The organism is Vibrio sp. CAU 1672, assembly GCF_029223195.1.
Taxonomy (GTDB): domain Bacteria; phylum Pseudomonadota; class Gammaproteobacteria; order Enterobacterales; family Vibrionaceae; genus Vibrio.
In genome coordinates this window covers 193,983-211,291 of sequence record NZ_JARHUF010000003.1, presented here as the reverse complement: position 1 = coordinate 211,291, position 17,309 = coordinate 193,983, and the positions used below count along the sequence as shown (strand labels likewise).

Below are 17,309 nucleotides of genomic sequence, written 5' to 3'. Positions count from 1 at the left end.
ATCAGCACGGATTATCGAGCAAGAACTGTTTAAATTTAGTCGCCACCGGAGAAGCCGTTTTCGGTGAATGGTAGTAAAGGTTCAGGCTCCAGATACTGGTTTGGTACTCTTCCAGTAATGGCACTAACTCCCCGTTGGCCATCGCGGCTTTAGTCACAAACTGGGGCAGGTAGGCAATACCGGCCCCTTTTAATGCGCCACTAAGCAGTAGATCACTGTCGTTGACTTCAATGGTTTTCGGCACCTTCAGCACCATGTTTTCCATACCCTGACGAAATATCCAGTCATTGCTGCCGGTCAGGGTGGTGGCCATCAGGCAGGCATGATCCCGTAAGCATTCCGGTTGGGTTGGGAGGCAGTGCTGTTCGAGATATTGCGGAGCCGCGACGACAACAAACGGGCACTGCATTAACTCACGTTTGACCAGCAGTAAATCTTTTTCGCGGTAGCCCTGAAAACTGGCGTTGGCACTGATCATCAGGTCACAGGTGCTGGCATGATCCAATGCCCAGGGAGTGACATTAATATTAAACGTCACTTTGGGGTTCTGTTTCGAGTAACGGGCAATCCTTTCCATCAGGTAGTGGTTGGCGTAGACCGGCGTACAGGCGATGTTGATGTGGCCTTTTTCACTGTCCTGAAAATCCTCCAGTTTACGGCTGATCCTTTCGGCACTATCGACTAACGGTGAAAACTCTTCATACAGGGTATGGCCGGCCTGGGTGGCTTCCAGCAGGCGGTTGGAGCGGCGGCAAAGGGTGGTACCAAAGTGGTGTTCCAACTCCTGTAACCAGCGGCTGCCGGCGGAGACTGAGATATTGAATCTTCTCGCGGCAGAGGAGATGGATCCGGAGCGGATCACGTAGACAAAGAATGCCATTTTATCGAGCATGTGGTGACCTCCAAAGCAAAAAGGGAACAAGTGTCAGCACCTGTTCCCTTTGTAAAACATTAAGTTACCTTATGCACGTGCTTCGCTCGCACTTTCCGGTACTTTTTTGCCTAATTTTTCTGCCATTGCTTGTTCCATTTTCTCTAAGCTGACGCCTTTGGTTTCAGGCACGTACTTAACGACGATGAACATACAGATGATCGACAGAACGCCGAACAACCAGAAGCTGAATGCGCCGTTAAACTGCTCTTTCAGGTATGGGTTTTCGTTCAGCATCGGGAAAGATTGGGTCACAAGGAAACCGGTGAACCACTGTGCTCCGACGGCAATTGCCATTGCTCGGGAACGGATGCTGTTGGGGAAAATCTCGGAAATCATCGTCCAGCATGCACAGCCCCATGAGGTCGCGTAAGAGACCACATACAGACACAATGCGAACAGTGCCGCGTAGCCTTCAGTTTGTTGGTAAAGCACGTAACCGACGACAAACATGCCCAGAGCACAACCAAATGTACCGTATTTCATTAGCGGTAGACGGCCAACTTTATCAATCAGGTACATACCCAGTGCGTTACCGGCGATAAACACAATGCCGACAAACGTGGTCTGGAACAGGGCATTTTCGGTTGAACCGGTGATAGGTTTTAAGATTTCAGGGGTGTAGTACATGATCACGTTGATCCCCGTCAGCTGCTGAGCGGCCGCAACGAAGGTACCAATCACCAGGATCGCAAATAGCAGCGGTGAGCGCAGGCTGACTTTGTTTTTGTTTGCACCGCGGCTTTCTGTCAGTGATGCCTGAATTTCACCGATTAATTGCTCAGCATGTTTTGGATTTGAAATGCGTGAGAGGGTGTCTTTGGCTTCGGCAATTTTGCCTTTCAGTACCAACCAGCGAGGTGATTCAGGGATCAGGAACAGCAGCATGCCAAACAGGGCAGCAGGAATGACTTCAGAACCCAGCATCCAGCGCCAGCCCAGATCGACCAGCCAGGCTTCTGACATGCCTTTGGCTATCAGGTAGTTAACATAGAACACCCCGGTCTGACCGATAACCGCAGACTGCTGGAACATACTCACTGCCCGGCCGCGGAAATCTTTTGGCGCCACTTCGGACATGTACATCGGTGACACCACACAGGCCAAACCGACTGCCACACCACCAACGATACGCAGTACAACATAGAAACTAAAGGTTTGAGCGAGGGCGGAGCCGATGGCGGAGATCATGAAGAGGATGGCGGCGATAAAAAGGGTATTGCGTCGGCCGTATTTGAGGGCAGACCAGCCAGCACTCACGGCACCAAGAATACTGCCTAATACTACGCTGGACACTGCCCAGCCGGTTTGGGCGGGGGAGAGCCCGAAATGCTCGCGGATCGGTCCAATTGCCCCGGAGATCACGGCGGTATCATATCCGAGTAAGATACCTCCTAGTGCAGCGATACAACAAATCCTAACGATATAAGCAATATTATGCTTTCGAGCTTCGGCCTTGGATATAGCTTCCATTGTTTTTTTCCTTTATTAGATCCCCAAACTCTCCCTTAACCATCGAATAAGATCAAGCTGGGTTATGGCCAATACTCTGTTTTGTAGGGTACGAGTATTGGTATCAATGTTGCCGACATTTTATGTTTATATTATCAATGAAAATTATTTTTCATTTATCGGTCGTTTTCATCATATTTACTCTTGGCCAATTCGGCCAGCGCCCTGTGCGCTTTTTGTTCTGAAGTGTTAGCTAAATCAAATAATGGAAAATGTTTTTCATTTTGTGCATGCTGTTTAATTTGTTGATTTTTAACACAAAAAATAAAATGAGATCTAGATCTGATTTGCTTGCAGGGCTTGAGTTTATTGGGCTTTTCCATTTTTTTACAAATCCATGACATCGTAATTCTTAGGTGAAAAATATTTTTCAAACTGGAATTTTTGAGTTAATGTAATCCTCAGTGAAACAAAATCGTTGAATGAAAAGTATCGTTAGAACCGGAGCTTTTCTCTTCACACTACTAATTAAATAACGCAAACATTGTCGGAGAATAAAAATGAGCAACGTGCAATATGGAATCAGCCCACTGACCTGGACCAACGATGACATGCCTGAGCTGGGTGGTGACATCCCTTTGGAAAGGTGCTTGAGTGAAATGGCTGAAGCCGGGTTCACCGGTACGGAACTGGGTACGAAATACCCACGTGACCCAGAAGTGCTTATTCCTCTGTTGGAAAAACATGGTTTGGTCCTCGCTTCGGGCTGGTACAGCGGTAACCTGATGAAGCTGTCAGCAGAAGAAGAGATCGAAGCGATGCAAGATCACATCAAACTGCTCAAAGCGGCTGGCTGTAAAGCGATGGTATTTGGTGAGGTCAGCAACACCGTTCACGGTGACATCAACACACCGCTGTCTCAGCGTGTGATCCTGACGATGGATGAGTGGAAAACATACTGTGCCAAGCTGACTCGCGTAGCAGAGTACCTGCTGAATGAACACGGCATCAAACTGTCTTACCACCATCACGTGGGTACCATCTGTGAAACAGAAGACGACATCAACATCATGATGGAGCTGACTGGCGATGCGGTTTACCTGACGCTGGATACCGGCCACATCACATACGGTGGTGGTAACCCGGTTACGATGATCAAGCGCTGGGGTCACCGCATTGGTCACATGCACTTTAAAGATCTGCGCCTGGACGTGATGAAAGCGGCACGCGAAGCGGATAAATCTTTCCTTAACGCAGTACTTGATGGTGTGTTCACCGTACCTGGTACCGGTGACGTGGATTACGACGACGTGTTTGCAGCCCTGAAAGAGCGTAACTACCAAGGCTGGCTGCTGGTGGAAGCAGAGCAGGACCCTGCCAAAGCTAACCCGCTGACTTACGCGAAAACCGCTTACGAAAACATCACCGGCTACGCGAACAAGTACGGCCTGTAAACCTTACCAATATAAGCAGTAATGCAAGGAAGAGGGGGCGTGCCCCCTCAATCAAGCTGCGGCAATGATACCGCTGATTAAGCAAAAAGTTTGATACTACCGGGGAACACAATGAAAACTGTACGCCTAACTGTTGCAGAAGCGCTAGCTCAGTACCTAGCTGCTCAAATGATTGAAATTGATGGCAAAAAGGAACAGCTGTTTGGTGCGGCATTTGCCATCTTTGGTCACGGGAACGTGACGTGCTTTGGACAGCAGCTAAAAAACATTGAAGACAAAATTCCGACCTGGCGTGGGCAAAACGAACAGTCGATGGCGACAGCAGCAATCGCCTATGCCAAAGCGAACCTACGTCGTCGCATTGGTATTGCGACCAGCTCTATTGGCCCGGGCGCAACCAACATGATCACGGCAGCCGGTATCGCGCATACCAACCGCCTGCCAGTACTTCTTATTTCTGGTGACGCTTACGTCAGCCGCCTGCCTGACCCGGTGCTACAGCAGCCGGAAAACTTTTACGATCCGTCCATTACCTGTAACGACGCATTCAAACCGCTGACCCGCTACTGGGATCGGATCATTTCTCCGACTCAGCTGATGCATTCTCTGCCGCAAGCGATTGACACCATGCTGGATCCGGAAACCTGTGGCCCGGCGTTTATCGGTCTGCCGCAAGACATCCAGGGTGTGGCTTACGATTTCCCTGAAGTGTTCTTTGCAGAGAAGGTTCACCGCATTCGCCGCCCTGAGCCGGAAGTGGCAGATTTAGAAGATGCCAAAGCGGCGCTGCTGAGCGCGAAACAACCTTTGGTGATCTCCGGTGGCGGCGTCCACTACTCACTGGCAACCGACGAGTTGGCGGCGTTTGCCAAGCAACACAATATTCCAGTGGTCGAGACCATCGCCGGTCGTGCCACCATGCTGCAGGATAACCCGCTCAACGCTGGTCCAATCGGGGTAACGGGTTCGGATTCAGCCAACTATATGGCGGCCCATGCTGATGTGGTACTGGCGGTCGGCACGCGCCTGCAAGACTTTACTACCGGCTCCTGGTCAGTATTTAAGAACCCGGACATGAAGCTGGTGACGATCAACACCGCACGCTTCGACGCGATTAAACACCGCGCGATCCCGGTCAAAGCAGACGCCAAACGTGGTTTGGTTGAGCTTTCTAACCTGCTGGGTGATTTCCGCAGCAGCGATGAGTGGGCAGCAACCGCAAAAGCACAAGCTGATGAGTGGAAAGCCCTGGTGCACCGACGCACTCATCCACAACAAGGGGATCTGCTGCCGGGCACATCGTCTTACGCAGAAGTGATTGGCAAAGTGAATCAATCAATGCAGCCGGGTGACACGGTGCTGACTGCAGCGGGCGGCCTGCCGGCAGAGCTGGCGATGAACTGGCAGAACTACCAAATCGGTAAGTTCGACGTTGAGTTCGGCTTCTCGTGCATGGGCTACGAAATCGCCGGCGGCTGGGGCGCGAAAGTCGCTAACCCAGACAACGACGTGGTGGTACTGGTGGGTGACGGTTCATACATGATCCAAAACTCCGACATCTACTCGTCAGTCTTAACCGGCCACAAAATGATTGTGGTGGTGTGTGACAACGGCGGCTTTGCGGTGATCAACAAACTGCAAAACAACACCGGTAACGAATCGTTTAACAACCTGCTGGAAGACTGTCGTCGTCCTGATGGTGAAGTGGCGCGTGTCGATTTTGCCAAACACGCCGAAGCACAGGGTGCCATCAGTGAAAAACTGACCTCAGTCGATGAATTTGATGCCGCGTTCCAGCGGGCGAAAGAAGCGGACCGCACTTACGTGATTGTGGTGGATATCGATCCGGTCTCTCCGGCGGCATGGTCTAAGTGTGACTGCTGGTGGGAAGTGGGGCTGCCTGAAGTGACCCGCAACGACGAGACGGCAGAAAAAGTCGCATCGTGGGAAGAAGGCCGGGCGACACAACGCGCGGGCGTGTAAGCCGGTGTGGGTCAACTCGTCACAAGTTTATTAAGCCAATTCAAGTTCGAAACTTCGGTTTCGTAAACAACACAATTTAGGCTCTTCGGGGGAAGAGCCTGCTAAGGAGTCAAGCATGTTTAATGAAGAGCGTCATTTTGAGCAACCAATCCGTTGGGCTATGGTCGGCGGTGGTCGTGGCAGTCAGATTGGTTATTCGCACCGTAACGCCGCACAGCGCGATGGTTTATTCAAACTGGTTGCCGGTGCGTTCGATTTGGATCCGGAACGTTGCCGTGATTTTGGTGTCAACCTCGGCCTGGATGGCGACCGTTGTTATGCCAACTATAAAGAGATGTTTGAGAAAGAAGCCCAGCGTGAAGATGGCATTCAGGCGGTGTCTATTGCGACGCCTAACTCAACCCATTACGAGATCTGTAAAGCGGCGCTGGAAGCCAACCTGCACGTGGTATGTGAAAAGCCAATTACTTTTACTACTCCGGAAGCTGAAGAGCTGAAGAAAATCGCCGCGGAGCGTAACCGCGTGATTGGCGTGATGTACGGTTATAGCGGTTTCCCGATGGTGCAACAGGCCCGTGAAATGGTGAAACGTGGTGATTTGGGTGAGATCCGCGTGGTGAACATGCAATTTGCCCATGGATTCCACAATGAAGAATACGAGAAAAATGATCCAGGTCTTAAATGGCGCGTGAGCCCGGAAGTTTCTGGTCCGACTTACGTGCTGGGTGATATCGGTACCCACGCATTTTACTTAAGTGAAGTGATGACCGGGCTGGAAGTGGATCGCCTGTCTTGTATGCGCCAGAGCTTTATTAAGTCACGTGCACCACTGGAAGATAACGCCCACATCATGCTGCAGTTCAAAGGCGGTGCCGTCGGTACGCTATGGGCTTCGGCGGTTAACGCAGGCTCAATGCACCAGCAGAAAATCCGCATTGTTGGCTCGAAAGCGTCTATCGAATGGTGGGATGAGTATCCAAACCAACTGCGCTATGAAGTTCAGGGTGAAGCCCCACGCGTATTAGAACGTGGCATGGGTTACCTGTACCAGGACGCGGAAGGTGTGGCGGCCAACCGTGTTGGTGGCGGACATGCGGAAGGTTACTTTGAGTCCTGGGCGAACCTGTACCACCGCTTTGCACTGGCATTCGATGCGGCTGAACGTGATGACCAGCAAGCGCTGGCAGACATCTGGTTCCCGGGTATCGATGCGGGTATTGAAGGTGTGCGTCTGTGTGAAAAATGTGTCGAGTCGGCAGATCAGAACGCCGCTTGGGTTGAGTACAACGAATAGGAACGACGATGACAAACATAGCACTTCAATCAGACAGACCATTGGATGCCATCGTTTTGGGTCGTGCGGGCGTCGATCTCTACGCCCGCGAAGCGAATACCGACATGGCAGACATCTCTGGCTTTCACAAATTTGTCGGTGGCTCGGCGGCAAACATCGCCGTGGCGATCGCCAAACTGGGCGGCAAGGTCGGTTTTATCGGCTGCGTTGCTGATGATGCTTTCGGTGGTTATGTCAAAGGTTACATGACAGAACAGGGCATCAACCTGGATGGGATGAAAACCGACGGCTCAGGTTCGCGTACCTCGGTGGCGTTTACTGAAATGAAACCGAAAGACTGTACGGTGCTGATCTACCGCAATAACGCGTCCGATTTGACGATTAAGCCGGAAGAGGTTGATCCCGAGTACATCGCACGTTCAAAAGTGTTGGTAGTCACCGGGACAGCGCTGTCAGAAAGCCCAAGCCGCGAAGCGACACTGCTTGCCATGCAACACGCCCGCCGCAGCAACACTTTGGTGGTGCTCGATGTGGACTACCGTCCTTACTCATGGCGCACTGATACTGATGCGTCAATTTACTACGGTATTGCGGCCGGCCTGTCAGATATTGTAATTGGCAACCGTGAAGAGTTCGACATGATGGAAACGGTCGTGGCTCCGGGCAATACCGATGATGATCAAACCGCCGCACGCTTCCTCGCCGATAACACCCAGGTGGTGGTGATCAAAGCGGGTGAGTTCGGCTCCAAGGTCTACGACCGCGCCGGGCATAAGTTTGAGCAGGGTATTTTCCGTGTTGAAGCCAACAAGCCATTTGGTTCCGGGGACTCATTCGCCGGCGGCCTGATCTGGACCCTGGTGACCGGCGGCTCCCTGTCAGAGGGGGTACGCAATGGTACGGCGGCGGCGGCGATCAACGTCAGTGGCCACAGCTGTACCGAAGCGATGCCGTCCAAGGAACAGTTATTCGACTTTATAGAGACGAGAAGTTAAGCCCGGTCGGTGCCGCGGCACCGAACTGGCGTACGATTAGTCTCCCGGGCCGGTATGGGCGCTCGAGGGTAAGCCAATAGTGACCATACAAACCATCGTGGCCCGGTTTTTTATTACATAGCTTTAAAAGGATAAATACAGACTCGTTGTCAGCTGACGGGCTGTGAGGAGAAAGAAAATGGGTAAACACATTCCACCATTTGATAACAAAAATGAACCAATTATCGGTGCGAACGATGAAGTTACACCGCTGTGCTACTTCAACCAGGTGTTCTTGAATCAAAACGAAAAATTCGACCATGTTGTTGACGGTTATGAGTCGGTGATTGTACTGGCGGGCGGTACCTGCAGCATCACTGTCAGTAAAGATGGTACCAGCCAGACCTTCGACAATATCGGTAAACGTAAGTCAGTCTGGGACGGTAACCCAGAGGCGGTGTATGTTCCGCTCGGTTACCGCGCCGAGATCGCGTGTGTCAGCGATAATGCCGACATCATGATCGCCGGGGGCAAATTTGAAGCCTCGCTTGAGCCTTTCTGCATTCGTGAAGAGAACGTAGATATCGTCCAGTATGGCTCGGATGACACCAAAACCCACCGCAAGATCAAGCATGTCCTGGGTCAGTCGAATGCCGACCAGCGTGGCCGCTTGCTGGTGAGTGAGTTGTTTACGGTTGGTGCCGGTGGCTGGTCTGGCTTCCCGCCACACAAACACGATGAAGACCGTGTTAAGCCGGATGGCAGCAAAGAAACCCTTTACGAAGAAGTGTATCAGTTCCGCTTTAACCCGGATTTTGGTTTTGGTGCCCAGTTCCTCTATGAGCACGAAGACGATTTCGGCCCGGTTTACCACGTGAGAACCGGCTCAGTGATCGCGATCGACAAAGGTTATCACCCAAGTGTCGCCGCGCCGGGTTATGAGATGTATTACTTCACTATCATCGTCGGTAAAACAGAGAAATCTTTGATTCAGCACTTTGACCCTCACCATGAATACCAGGTGGAGACGATCCCGGGCATCAAAGACATGATCGCGAAATTCAAATAGGGAGCGCGCTATGCTGGTTAACTTAAATGATTTGTTGCCCGATGCTGCGGCATCGGACTATGCCGTGCCCTGCTTTAACGTGTTTGGTTATGAAGACGCCCGCGCCGTGGTTGAAGCGGCAGAGCAAGTGAACCGGGCTGTGATCCTGGCGTGTAATAAGGACGTGGCGGATTTCTACGGTGTGGAAACCGCTGCGGCGATGTTTCTGAACCTGGCCCATAACAGCAGCGTTCCCGTATGCCTGCACCTTGATCACACATACGAAGAAGAGATAGTGTTCCGGGCGCTGAAAGCCGGTTTCAGCTCGGTGATGTTCGATGGCTCGCAGCTGACGCTGGATGAGAACATCGCCCGCACCCGCAAAGTGGTGGAAGTGGCACACGCACTTGGCGCCTCTGTAGAAGGGGAAATTGGTTCTGTGCCTTATGATGAGGGCCGGGATCACATCAAAACCATCTATACCGAGCCAGAAGATGCTGCGCGTTTCGCCAGAGAGAGCGGAGTGGATTGTGTTGCCATTTCGGTAGGTAATGTACACCGCCTGACCGAGCCAACCAGTGCGATCGATTTTGGCCGTCTGGATCGTATTGCCAGTGAGGTCAGCGTGCCGCTGGTGATCCATGGCACCAGTGGTATCCGCGATGAGGACATGCTCAAACTGAAACAGAGCCGGGTGTCGAAGTTCAACATCGGTACCTGTCTGCGTCAGGCGCTGGGGCATAATCTGCGTGATTATATGAATCAGGAGCCACAGAAGTTTGATCGTATCTACTTTATGCAAAAGGCCATGCCTTATGTGAAGGAAGAGGCGGTCCGCAACTTTGAATTATTATCTTAAAATAGCGGCCTCTTTTGTTACTATAAGGGGCCACTATCTCCAGGCATTCATTGATAGGAGAGCAGTATAATTATGGATGTTGAAGTGAAAGCACCAACAGATTTAGACACATTGAAAGAGTTGATCGCCAAGCGTTATGATGGGTTGAGCGGGCGTTTACAGCAAGTGGCCGACTTTATCACTGACCAGCCGATGCTGGTGGCGGTAGAGACCATGGCGACGATTGCCAAACAAGCCGGTGTGCCACTGTCTACCTTGAGCCGATTTTCGAATGCAATGGGATTTGATGGGTTCACTTCCATGCAGGTTCTTTTTCGCAATCAATACCTTAACCGGCCACGTGACTATAAAGAGCGGGTTCGCAAAGCGCGCGAGATGGAAGATGTTCCGCACGACTCCCCGCAGGCGATTTTCCAGGATTTTGGCCACGCCAACATTGAGGCACTGGAGCACCTGCAGGTCTCCGTATCGCCACAAAAGCTGGAACGGGCGGTGGCACTGATGGATAAAGCGGAGACCATCTACATTCAGGGCACCCGGCGCGCTTATCCGGTGGCTTTCTACTTATGGTATGCCCTGATGAAGTCTGATAAAAGCGTGGTGCTGCTCGATGATCACGGTGGCATGTTGTCGCCCTTGACCCGGCGAATGAACGACAAGGATGTACTGTTCGCGATTACCTTTAATCCGTACGCGGAAGAAACCAGCGAGCTGATTGATCAAGCATGCAAAAAGAATGTGCCGATTGTGTGTATTACGGATAACCAGGTGACGCCACACGGCAGCAAAATGGATGTCTGTTTTGAAGTGTTGGAAGGTGAGTTAATGGGCTTTCGTTCGCTCAGCAGCTCGATGTATCTGGCCCAGGCACTGGCGGTCAGTCTGATTTGTCGCGAAGTGAAGTGATCTGATAGCTCAGCGGCCTGAATAGGGACGCCTTCCTGTGCGCTAAGCGGTGACGCAAAGCACAGTTCTTTCCATCTCTTTGTTTATTTATTTGGTGCAGCTCAGTGGTTGCGCCCAGGGTTTGCTTGAGCTGAATTTGGTTGCCCTGTGCTATGTACAGGGTCATAAACAGAGGTGAATCTCATGCGTTTTGCTCTACATGGTATGTGCTCTTTGCACAGCAATATTCTTTCTGATGTCCGTCTAGCCAAAGAAACAGGCTACCATGGGCTGGAAATCCACACCGAAAAACTTTGGCGCTACATCCGGGCCGGGCTGACCGCCGACCAGCTTAAACAGCGTATGGACGAATTTGGTATTGTTCCGACTGCGATCGATATTATTGGCGCAGTGGAGGTGACCGATAAAGCCAGCCAGCGCCAGTTGTTCCAAGATACCGAAACCTTATGTCGCTTTGCCCAGATTGTCGGGGCGCCTAGTATCCAGCTCAATGCTTTTGAAGCATTAAACGGTTTAACCAAAGCGCAGAACATAGAGCTGACCGCACAGAACATTCGTCAGATTGCAGACATCGGTCAGAACTACGGTATCCGTTTTCAATATGAAGGCGCGGCATGGACTCCCATTGCTGAGCTCGAAGATTATTTCCGTCTGTACGATGCGGTAGGGCGTGACAACTTTGGTTTTGTACTCGATACATGGCACTTATGGGCATGTAGGGGGGCGTCATTAGAGCAGGTCGCCGATATTGACGCCAACCTGATTTATAACGTGCATTTGTCGGATGGGAAGCGTCCAGCACCAGGTGAAACCTGGCCGGATGAAAGAGCCTTGCGCGGTTACCTGTTAGGGCGAGGGGAAGTGCCGTTGCAAGAGTGGGTTGATGCACTTCAACAAACCGGTTACGACGGCTTTTATTCTGGTGAATACCTTAATGACCAGCTGTGGGAAAGAGATTACTACGGTATCGCGGCTGATATGTTGGCGGGGATGCAACGCCTGTTCAACTGATAACGGACTTTGAAAGGATTTATTATGTTCAATATCGCATTGTTTGGAGCGGGTCGAATTGGTCAGGTGCATGCGGCCAATATTGATCGCTCACCAGAAACCCACCTCTACTCGCTCATCGAGCCTTACGACGTTTATGCGGAGCAGTTTTGTGCTCAATACCCTGAGAGTAAGCGACAATCGGTAGAAGAGGCTATGGCGGATGAGAGCGTTGACGCAGTCTGCATCTGTTCTTCCACGGATACCCATGCCGATCTGATTGAGCGCGCAGCCAAAGCCGGTAAAGCCATTTTTTGTGAAAAGCCGATTGATTTAGATTTAGGCCGAGTTCGTGATTGCCTGGGGATCGTGAGCCAGTATCAAGTCCCATTTTTGCTTGGTTTCAACCGCCGCTTTGACCCGCATTTCCTGAGCCTCAAGCAAGCGCTCAATGAGGGGAAAATTGGGGAGCCTGCCAGCGTGATCATCACCTCGCGCGATCCGGCGCCACCGCCAGCGCAGTACAGCCAGTCTTCCGGGGGAATATTCCGTGATATGACCATTCATGATCTTGATATGGCACGTTTTATATTGGGTGAGGATCCGGTTGCCGTTACCGCACATGGCAGTTGTAAAGTCGATCCCGCAATTGGCGCAGCCGGTGATATTGATACCAGTGTTGTGGTGCTGAGCTTCCCCTCTGGCGCAATGGCGACTATCCACAACAGCCGGCGTTCGGGTTATGGTTATGATCAACGGCTTGAAGTACATGGAGAGCAAGGTATGTTGCAGGTCGAAAATTTAACCGAAAACCTGGTGACCTGCAGTGTTGAGCAGGGACAAACCGGTGCGACACCGAAGTACTTCTTCCTTGAGCGTTATGAGCGCGCTTATGTGGCAGAGTGGCAGCACTTTATTGATGTGCTGAAAGGGGAAGTGCCATGTTGCTCTGGCATTGACGGGGAGCTGGCGCTGATGTTGGCCGATGCCGCGCTGGAGTCGATGCGGACGGGAAAAACCGTCATGGTTTAAAGGCATTGGCGCTGTAATCACAAGCGTTAATAATAAACAAGGGGAGCCAGTTGGCTCCCCTTGTTACTATCGGCAGTTGAATCCTGATGGTGTGATTAGCTGTGTTTTTGGTGTTCCGACTGGCAAACCGCGGCAGTGAAGATCACGTCTGTCGAGCTGTTTAGCGCCGTCTCAGCTGAGTCTTGAATAACACCAATGATGAAGCCAACCGCAACCACTTGCATTGCTACATCGTTTGAGATGCCAAACAGGCCACACGCCAGCGGGATCAGCAGCAGAGAGCCACCAGCTACGCCAGATGCACCACAAGCCGAGACAGCCGCTACCACACTTAATAGCAGTGCAGTCATCATATCAACCTCAATACCCAAGGTGTTAACGGCAGCCAGAGTTAATGTGGTGATAGTAATGGCAGCACCGGCCATGTTAATGGTCGCGCCCAGTGGGATTGAAACTGAGTAGGTATCTTCATCTAGGCCCATTTGTTCACACAATGCCATGTTGACCGGAATGTTTGCTGCACTTGAACGGGTAAAGAATGCAGTCACACCGCTTTCACGCAGACAGCGAAGCACGAGTGGGTAAGGGTTCTGTTTAGTTTTGAAGTAAACTATCGCTGGGTTCACAACAAGCGCAATGATCGCCATCGCTCCGAGCAGAACAGCAAGCAGGTGCAGGTAACCAGCCAGGGCACTAAAACCGGTGGTGGCGAACGTCGATGCAACCAGGCCAAAAATACCAAAAGGAGCCAGACGGATAATAAAGCGAACAATGTGAGATACGCTGTGGCTCAAGTCCTCAAATACTGCTTTGGTGGTCGCTGAGGCGTGATGCAGCGCCAGGCCAAGACCGACACCCCAGGCCAGAATACCGATGTAATTGGCTTGAACAAGGGCATTAACCGGGTTATCAACCAGTTTGAATAGCAGTGTTCGTAAGACTTCTGCAATGCCTTGTGGCGGCATTGCACCTTCGGCGCCGGTAACCAGAGTTAAATGGGTAGGGAAAAGGAAGCTCAGTACCACGGCGCTCAGGGCCGCAAAGAAGGTGCCCATCAGGTAAAGTACGACGATCGGTCGCATGTAAGTGTGCTGGTTTTTCTTCTGGTTCGCGATTGATGCCGCAACCAGAATAAAGACAAGGATCGGGGCGATGGCTTTTAACGCGCCGACAAAGAGACTTCCGAGTAATCCTGCGCTTTTAGCGTGGCTTGGTGCGATAGTCGCAAGCAATACGCCAAACACTATGCCGACAAGGATTTGGAGAACGAGGTTGCCGCGAGCATATCGGGCAACAAGACTGTTGTGTTGCATACATCATTCCTGCAAGTTGATCATTTATTGATATTTATAATTTCAGCTATATTCCTTTGCTGAATGTCACATATCTTAGCTTGGTATTATTTTGTGTCTAGTTTTAGTTCGATATTAGTTTAAATGTTCGCAAGGCGTTGCCTTAATGTTTGAGAGATGTTGAATGGCATCATTTTTACCTGTACCCATAATTTTTGACTATAAAAAAGGAGGCGTTAGCCTCCTTTGCTTTGTAGACAAAACGATTACATCGCTTTAGTAAGATTGTTGGCGTTTACGCTTTTCTCCGGACACATTGCGAACCATTTTACCGAACTGTTTGCTCTGTACGCGTTGCTCTGCCAGTGTTGCGCCGTTATGGGCTTGTTCACGCAGTAATTTCTGGTAGTTGGTGAAGCGGCGTCGCTCTAATGAACCGTTTTCGATGGCGGATTGAACCGCACAACCGGGCTCGGTTTGATGCCGGCAATCGCTAAATCGACAGTGTAGTGCGAGCGCTTCTACGTCGGAAAAGGTTTCGCTCACGCCGGTTTCGCAGTCCGCCAACTGGATCTCTCGCATTCCCGGCGTGTCGAGTAAGATACCGCCTGAAGGGAGCAAGTGAATCGAGCGAGACGTGGTCGTGTGCCGGCCTTTGCTGTCGTCTTCACGAATACCACCGGTGGCTTGTTCCTGTTCGCAAAGCAGGGTGTTCACCAACGTAGACTTGCCAACACCAGACGAGCCAATAAATGCCACCGTTTGACCTTCGCCGCACCAGCTCATTAGTTTCGCCACGCTTGATGTGTCGAGGCTGTTAACGGTTTCGACCATCAAAAGTGGATCGAGGCTTTGCACCTGGCTCTTAAGCTCGTCACTGTCGTCGCACAAGTCGGCTTTAGTTAGCACAATCACAGGCTCGACTTCGGTTTCATTGACTAAAGCCAAGTAGCGTTCAATCCGGCTCAGGTTGAAATCGTGATTGAGTGAACACACGATAAAAACCGTGTCCACATTGGCCGCGATCAACTGCTCTGCCACTCTGCTGCCGGCGGCTTTACGGCTGAACAGGCTGCGACGTTCCAACAGACGGGAAAACTGCTGGTTTTGCTTCAGGACTACCCAGTCACCCACTGTCATGCTGGGTAAAGCAGCGTGGATAGGGAGGTGAATTTCGCCTTTCTCGCTTGCCAACATGTAGCCACTGCGATGATGAGCAATAATGCGCGCCAACAGTGTGTTTTGGTAGTCATCCAGTGTTAACTGTTGTTGAAAATAGGGTTTCCAACCCAATAATTTTAGTGGGTTTGGCTGAGAAAATAGTGTTTCACAAAAAGTGTGTGTTTTGTTCATGGTTGAATTATCCCAGGCGCCAAAAAACGCCTTAATACAAATCGCATTAGGGTCTAATTCGGTTAGAGCTGACCCCGGTGAAAACCGGGCAAAGAAGGGAGTTCGAGTGGCTTAGCCACGATAAGAAAGCTGGAGGTTTACCCTTGCACTGCCTGGTTAATGGTGTTGATTACAATCATCAGTGTTCTCCTTATTGGTCATCAAAACAGGTAAATGTCGCGCAGATTATAGCCACTAATGCAAATATTGCCTAGTTGCTAGGCAACATTTTTCGCGAGACGTTGTTCGATGGCTTGGGAATAACGGTTGGCTTTAAGGCCGTAGACGATCTGGATGTGCTGGGTGTCTAGGTAGACGATGCCGTAGGCACCATGTTGCTTCAGAGCGTGGCGGTCAACGTGCCGGGTGGATTTTAACTTTAACCGCAATCGGGTTGCACAGGCGCCGGCTTCCAGCAGATTTTCCAGCCCGCCGATGGCATTCAGGATCACGTCGACGTCCTGTTCAAGGTTAGGATTGACTTGGGTAAGGGCTTTGAAAATACGCTGAAGTAGTTTAATCATGGTATCTCGTTAACTGGGCCGGGTACAGCATTAAGGTTGCCCGGCCATGATAGGGGATAAGCCGTCGCGGGTAAATGTGCTGCTTACCAGTTTATTGAATTAGTGACTTCAATGTTGGGCGTGTTTCTTCATTCCTGACATCACTTTTTTCACCGGAGCGGTAAAAGTATACTGCTGGCCGTTGTCAAACTGCACTGTCACTTCGATCTGATCGCCTTCATTAAGGCGCTGTTTTAAATCAAATAACATGATGTGCAAGCTGCCGGGTTTGAGTTCGGTTTTGTCGTTGGCTGCCAGGGTGATCTGGTCAATCTGGCGCATTTTCATTACGTCACCTTCTTTGATGACATCGTGCAATTCGACGTTACCTGCGGCCGGTGTGCTGGCTGACACAATAGCCAGGTTATGGTCACCTTGATTGGCAAAGGTGACAAAAACTGCGCTGGTGGTGGCACTCGGGGCCATTGCCCGTGCATACGCATGGTGCGATTTGATGTCGTTATCGGCGTAAGCGAACGGGCTGATGGCCAGGGCACTTAATAGCAGCGCGCTGAGGGGGGGATTAACCTTCATTTAATTCTCCTTGGGCGGTGACTTTCTCAATGGCATCGATAATGGGTGCCGGGGTCAGGGTATGCGGCACTTTGGTAATTAAGGTGCCATCTGGTTTTAAGAAATAGAAATATGAGCTGTGATCAAGGGTGTATTTCAACTCGGAGTCCTTGAGTTCCGTTTTGCGGAAAATCACCCCATACCGATGGGCAAGTGGTGTGGTGATTTCCAGTGGTGCTGATAACCCTTCAATCATAGGGTGAAAGTAGTGGGCATATTCGGCAGATGCTTCGGCCTCATCACGTTCCGGGTCGAGCGAAATAAACATTGGCCGCAATTGTGTTTTGGTTTCATCACTGATTTGGTTCAGTGCCCCGGCGAGCATCGCCAGTGAGGTCGGGCAGACATCCGGGCAGCGGGTAAAGCCAAAATACACCACACGGATGCGTGCATCACTAGGGTCAAAGATGTTCACGGCCAGGTTGTTTTCGCCAAACAAAACCGTGGATTCAGATTGTGGTATCGGTGGTGCCACGTCGGACTGCTGGGCGAGGTAGGTTTTTACGCCTAGTCCAAGGGCGAAGGCGGCGACGAAAGCGAGGATCCAGTTACGGCGCATGGGTAAT

At 51.1% G+C, this 17,309-nt stretch carries 17 protein-coding genes; 9 read left to right on the top strand and 8 right to left on the bottom strand.

The annotated features are described in order from the left end of the window. Position 1 precedes the first annotated feature (1 nt). The 3 genes from P2G85_RS04885 to P2G85_RS04875 all read right to left on the bottom strand — a co-directional run bounded on the left by P2G85_RS04885 (position 2) and on the right by P2G85_RS04875 (position 2,766). Positions 2-892, bottom strand: coding sequence for a LysR family transcriptional regulator (locus P2G85_RS04885; RefSeq protein ID WP_275863001.1), 891 nt, complete (start codon positions 890-892; stop codon positions 2-4). 69 nt (positions 893-961) lie between these two features. Then, on the bottom strand, positions 962-2,404 hold the full coding sequence (locus P2G85_RS04880) for a sugar porter family MFS transporter (RefSeq protein WP_275863000.1): 1,443 nt from the start codon (positions 2,402-2,404) through the stop codon (positions 962-964). Positions 2,405-2,559: 155 nt separating this feature from the next. Next, a complete protein-coding gene (locus tag P2G85_RS04875) occupies positions 2,560-2,766 on the bottom strand; it encodes a hypothetical protein (RefSeq protein ID WP_275862999.1) in 207 nt (68 codons plus the stop codon). Between the two features lie 177 nt (positions 2,767-2,943). On the opposite strand from P2G85_RS04875, the gene iolE reads away from it, so the two are divergent. The 9 genes from iolE to iolG all read left to right on the top strand — a co-directional run bounded on the left by iolE (position 2,944) and on the right by iolG (position 12,923). Next, entirely contained in the window at positions 2,944-3,837 is an 894-nt protein-coding gene (iolE, locus tag P2G85_RS04870) for a myo-inosose-2 dehydratase (RefSeq protein ID WP_275862998.1), read from the top strand. Between the two features lie 111 nt (positions 3,838-3,948). Then, on the top strand, positions 3,949-5,820 hold the full coding sequence (gene iolD / locus P2G85_RS04865) for a 3D-(3,5/4)-trihydroxycyclohexane-1,2-dione acylhydrolase (decyclizing) (RefSeq protein WP_275862997.1): 1,872 nt from the start codon (positions 3,949-3,951) through the stop codon (positions 5,818-5,820). Positions 5,821-5,935: 115 nt separating this feature from the next. Beyond that, positions 5,936-7,114, top strand: coding sequence for a Gfo/Idh/MocA family oxidoreductase (locus tag P2G85_RS04860; RefSeq protein WP_275862996.1), 1,179 nt, complete (start codon positions 5,936-5,938; stop codon positions 7,112-7,114). Between the two features lie 8 nt (positions 7,115-7,122). Next, positions 7,123-8,109, top strand: a complete 987-nt coding sequence (iolC, locus tag P2G85_RS04855; protein ID WP_275862995.1) for a 5-dehydro-2-deoxygluconokinase — start codon at positions 7,123-7,125, stop codon at positions 8,107-8,109. A gap of 178 nt (positions 8,110-8,287) precedes the next feature. Then, the gene (locus P2G85_RS04850; RefSeq protein WP_275862994.1) at positions 8,288-9,157 is read left to right on the top strand and encodes a 5-deoxy-glucuronate isomerase; all 870 of its coding nucleotides are present in this window, start codon (positions 8,288-8,290) and stop codon (positions 9,155-9,157) included. Between the two features lie 10 nt (positions 9,158-9,167). Further along, positions 9,168-9,995, top strand: coding sequence for a class II fructose-bisphosphate aldolase (locus tag P2G85_RS04845; protein WP_275862993.1), 828 nt, complete (start codon positions 9,168-9,170; stop codon positions 9,993-9,995). Positions 9,996-10,067: 72 nt separating this feature from the next. After that, positions 10,068-10,901 (top strand): MurR/RpiR family transcriptional regulator, encoded by an 834-nt coding sequence (locus P2G85_RS04840; protein ID WP_275862992.1) that lies wholly within the window; start codon positions 10,068-10,070, stop codon positions 10,899-10,901. 183 nt (positions 10,902-11,084) lie between these two features. Then, complete coding sequence (locus tag P2G85_RS04835; protein ID WP_275862991.1) at positions 11,085-11,912, top strand: sugar phosphate isomerase/epimerase family protein; 828 nt, start codon at positions 11,085-11,087, stop codon at positions 11,910-11,912. A gap of 24 nt (positions 11,913-11,936) precedes the next feature. Beyond that, positions 11,937-12,923, top strand: a complete 987-nt coding sequence (gene iolG / locus P2G85_RS04830) for an inositol 2-dehydrogenase (protein ID WP_275862990.1) — start codon at positions 11,937-11,939, stop codon at positions 12,921-12,923. Positions 12,924-13,018: 95 nt separating this feature from the next. Here the strand turns inward: iolG and sstT are convergent, their stop codons facing one another. From sstT to P2G85_RS04805, 5 genes are all read right to left on the bottom strand, one after another. Further along, on the bottom strand, positions 13,019-14,236 hold the full coding sequence (sstT, locus tag P2G85_RS04825) for a serine/threonine transporter SstT (protein WP_275862989.1): 1,218 nt from the start codon (positions 14,234-14,236) through the stop codon (positions 13,019-13,021). 255 nt (positions 14,237-14,491) lie between these two features. Then, on the bottom strand, positions 14,492-15,568 hold the full coding sequence (gene rsgA / locus P2G85_RS04820) for a ribosome small subunit-dependent GTPase A (RefSeq protein WP_275862988.1): 1,077 nt from the start codon (positions 15,566-15,568) through the stop codon (positions 14,492-14,494). Positions 15,569-15,825: 257 nt separating this feature from the next. Further along, positions 15,826-16,131 carry a PTS transporter subunit EIIB gene (locus tag P2G85_RS04815; protein ID WP_275862987.1) on the bottom strand — a complete coding sequence of 102 codons (306 nt, stop codon included), beginning with the start codon at positions 16,129-16,131 and terminating at the stop codon, positions 15,826-15,828. A gap of 108 nt (positions 16,132-16,239) precedes the next feature. Continuing rightward, positions 16,240-16,704 carry a copper chaperone PCu(A)C gene (locus P2G85_RS04810; RefSeq protein ID WP_275862986.1) on the bottom strand — a complete coding sequence of 155 codons (465 nt, stop codon included), beginning with the start codon at positions 16,702-16,704 and terminating at the stop codon, positions 16,240-16,242. Further along, entirely contained in the window at positions 16,694-17,302 is a 609-nt protein-coding gene (locus tag P2G85_RS04805) for an SCO family protein (protein WP_275862985.1), read from the bottom strand. The genes P2G85_RS04810 and P2G85_RS04805 overlap by 11 nt, the downstream gene beginning before the upstream one ends. Between the last annotated feature and the right edge of the window lie 7 nt (positions 17,303-17,309).

Excerpts from the sequence above, each read along its gene's own strand:
- P2G85_RS04875 (WP_275862999.1), bottom strand. The coding sequence starts at position 2,766 with ATGGAAAAGCCCAATAAACTCAAGCCCTGCAAGCAAATCAGATCTAGA.
- P2G85_RS04805 (WP_275862985.1), bottom strand. The coding sequence starts at position 17,302 with ATGCGCCGTAACTGGATCCTCGCTTTCGTCGCCGCCTTCGCCCTTGGA.
- P2G85_RS04885 (WP_275863001.1), bottom strand. The coding sequence starts at position 892 with ATGCTCGATAAAATGGCATTCTTTGTCTACGTGATCCGCTCCGGATCC.
- P2G85_RS04840 (WP_275862992.1), top strand. The coding sequence starts at position 10,068 with ATGGATGTTGAAGTGAAAGCACCAACAGATTTAGACACATTGAAAGAG.
- P2G85_RS04860 (WP_275862996.1), top strand. The coding sequence starts at position 5,936 with ATGTTTAATGAAGAGCGTCATTTTGAGCAACCAATCCGTTGGGCTATG.
- P2G85_RS04815 (WP_275862987.1), bottom strand. The coding sequence starts at position 16,131 with ATGATTAAACTACTTCAGCGTATTTTCAAAGCCCTTACCCAAGTCAAT.
- P2G85_RS04880 (WP_275863000.1), bottom strand. The coding sequence starts at position 2,404 with ATGGAAGCTATATCCAAGGCCGAAGCTCGAAAGCATAATATTGCTTAT.
- P2G85_RS04835 (WP_275862991.1), top strand. The coding sequence starts at position 11,085 with ATGCGTTTTGCTCTACATGGTATGTGCTCTTTGCACAGCAATATTCTT.
- P2G85_RS04850 (WP_275862994.1), top strand. The coding sequence starts at position 8,288 with ATGGGTAAACACATTCCACCATTTGATAACAAAAATGAACCAATTATC.
- iolD (WP_275862997.1), top strand. The coding sequence starts at position 3,949 with ATGAAAACTGTACGCCTAACTGTTGCAGAAGCGCTAGCTCAGTACCTA.
- rsgA (WP_275862988.1), bottom strand. The coding sequence starts at position 15,568 with ATGAACAAAACACACACTTTTTGTGAAACACTATTTTCTCAGCCAAAC.
- iolG (WP_275862990.1), top strand. The coding sequence starts at position 11,937 with ATGTTCAATATCGCATTGTTTGGAGCGGGTCGAATTGGTCAGGTGCAT.
- iolC (WP_275862995.1), top strand. The coding sequence starts at position 7,123 with ATGACAAACATAGCACTTCAATCAGACAGACCATTGGATGCCATCGTT.
- iolE (WP_275862998.1), top strand. The coding sequence starts at position 2,944 with ATGAGCAACGTGCAATATGGAATCAGCCCACTGACCTGGACCAACGAT.
- P2G85_RS04810 (WP_275862986.1), bottom strand. The coding sequence starts at position 16,704 with ATGAAGGTTAATCCCCCCCTCAGCGCGCTGCTATTAAGTGCCCTGGCC.
- sstT (WP_275862989.1), bottom strand. The coding sequence starts at position 14,236 with ATGCAACACAACAGTCTTGTTGCCCGATATGCTCGCGGCAACCTCGTT.
- P2G85_RS04845 (WP_275862993.1), top strand. The coding sequence starts at position 9,168 with ATGCTGGTTAACTTAAATGATTTGTTGCCCGATGCTGCGGCATCGGAC.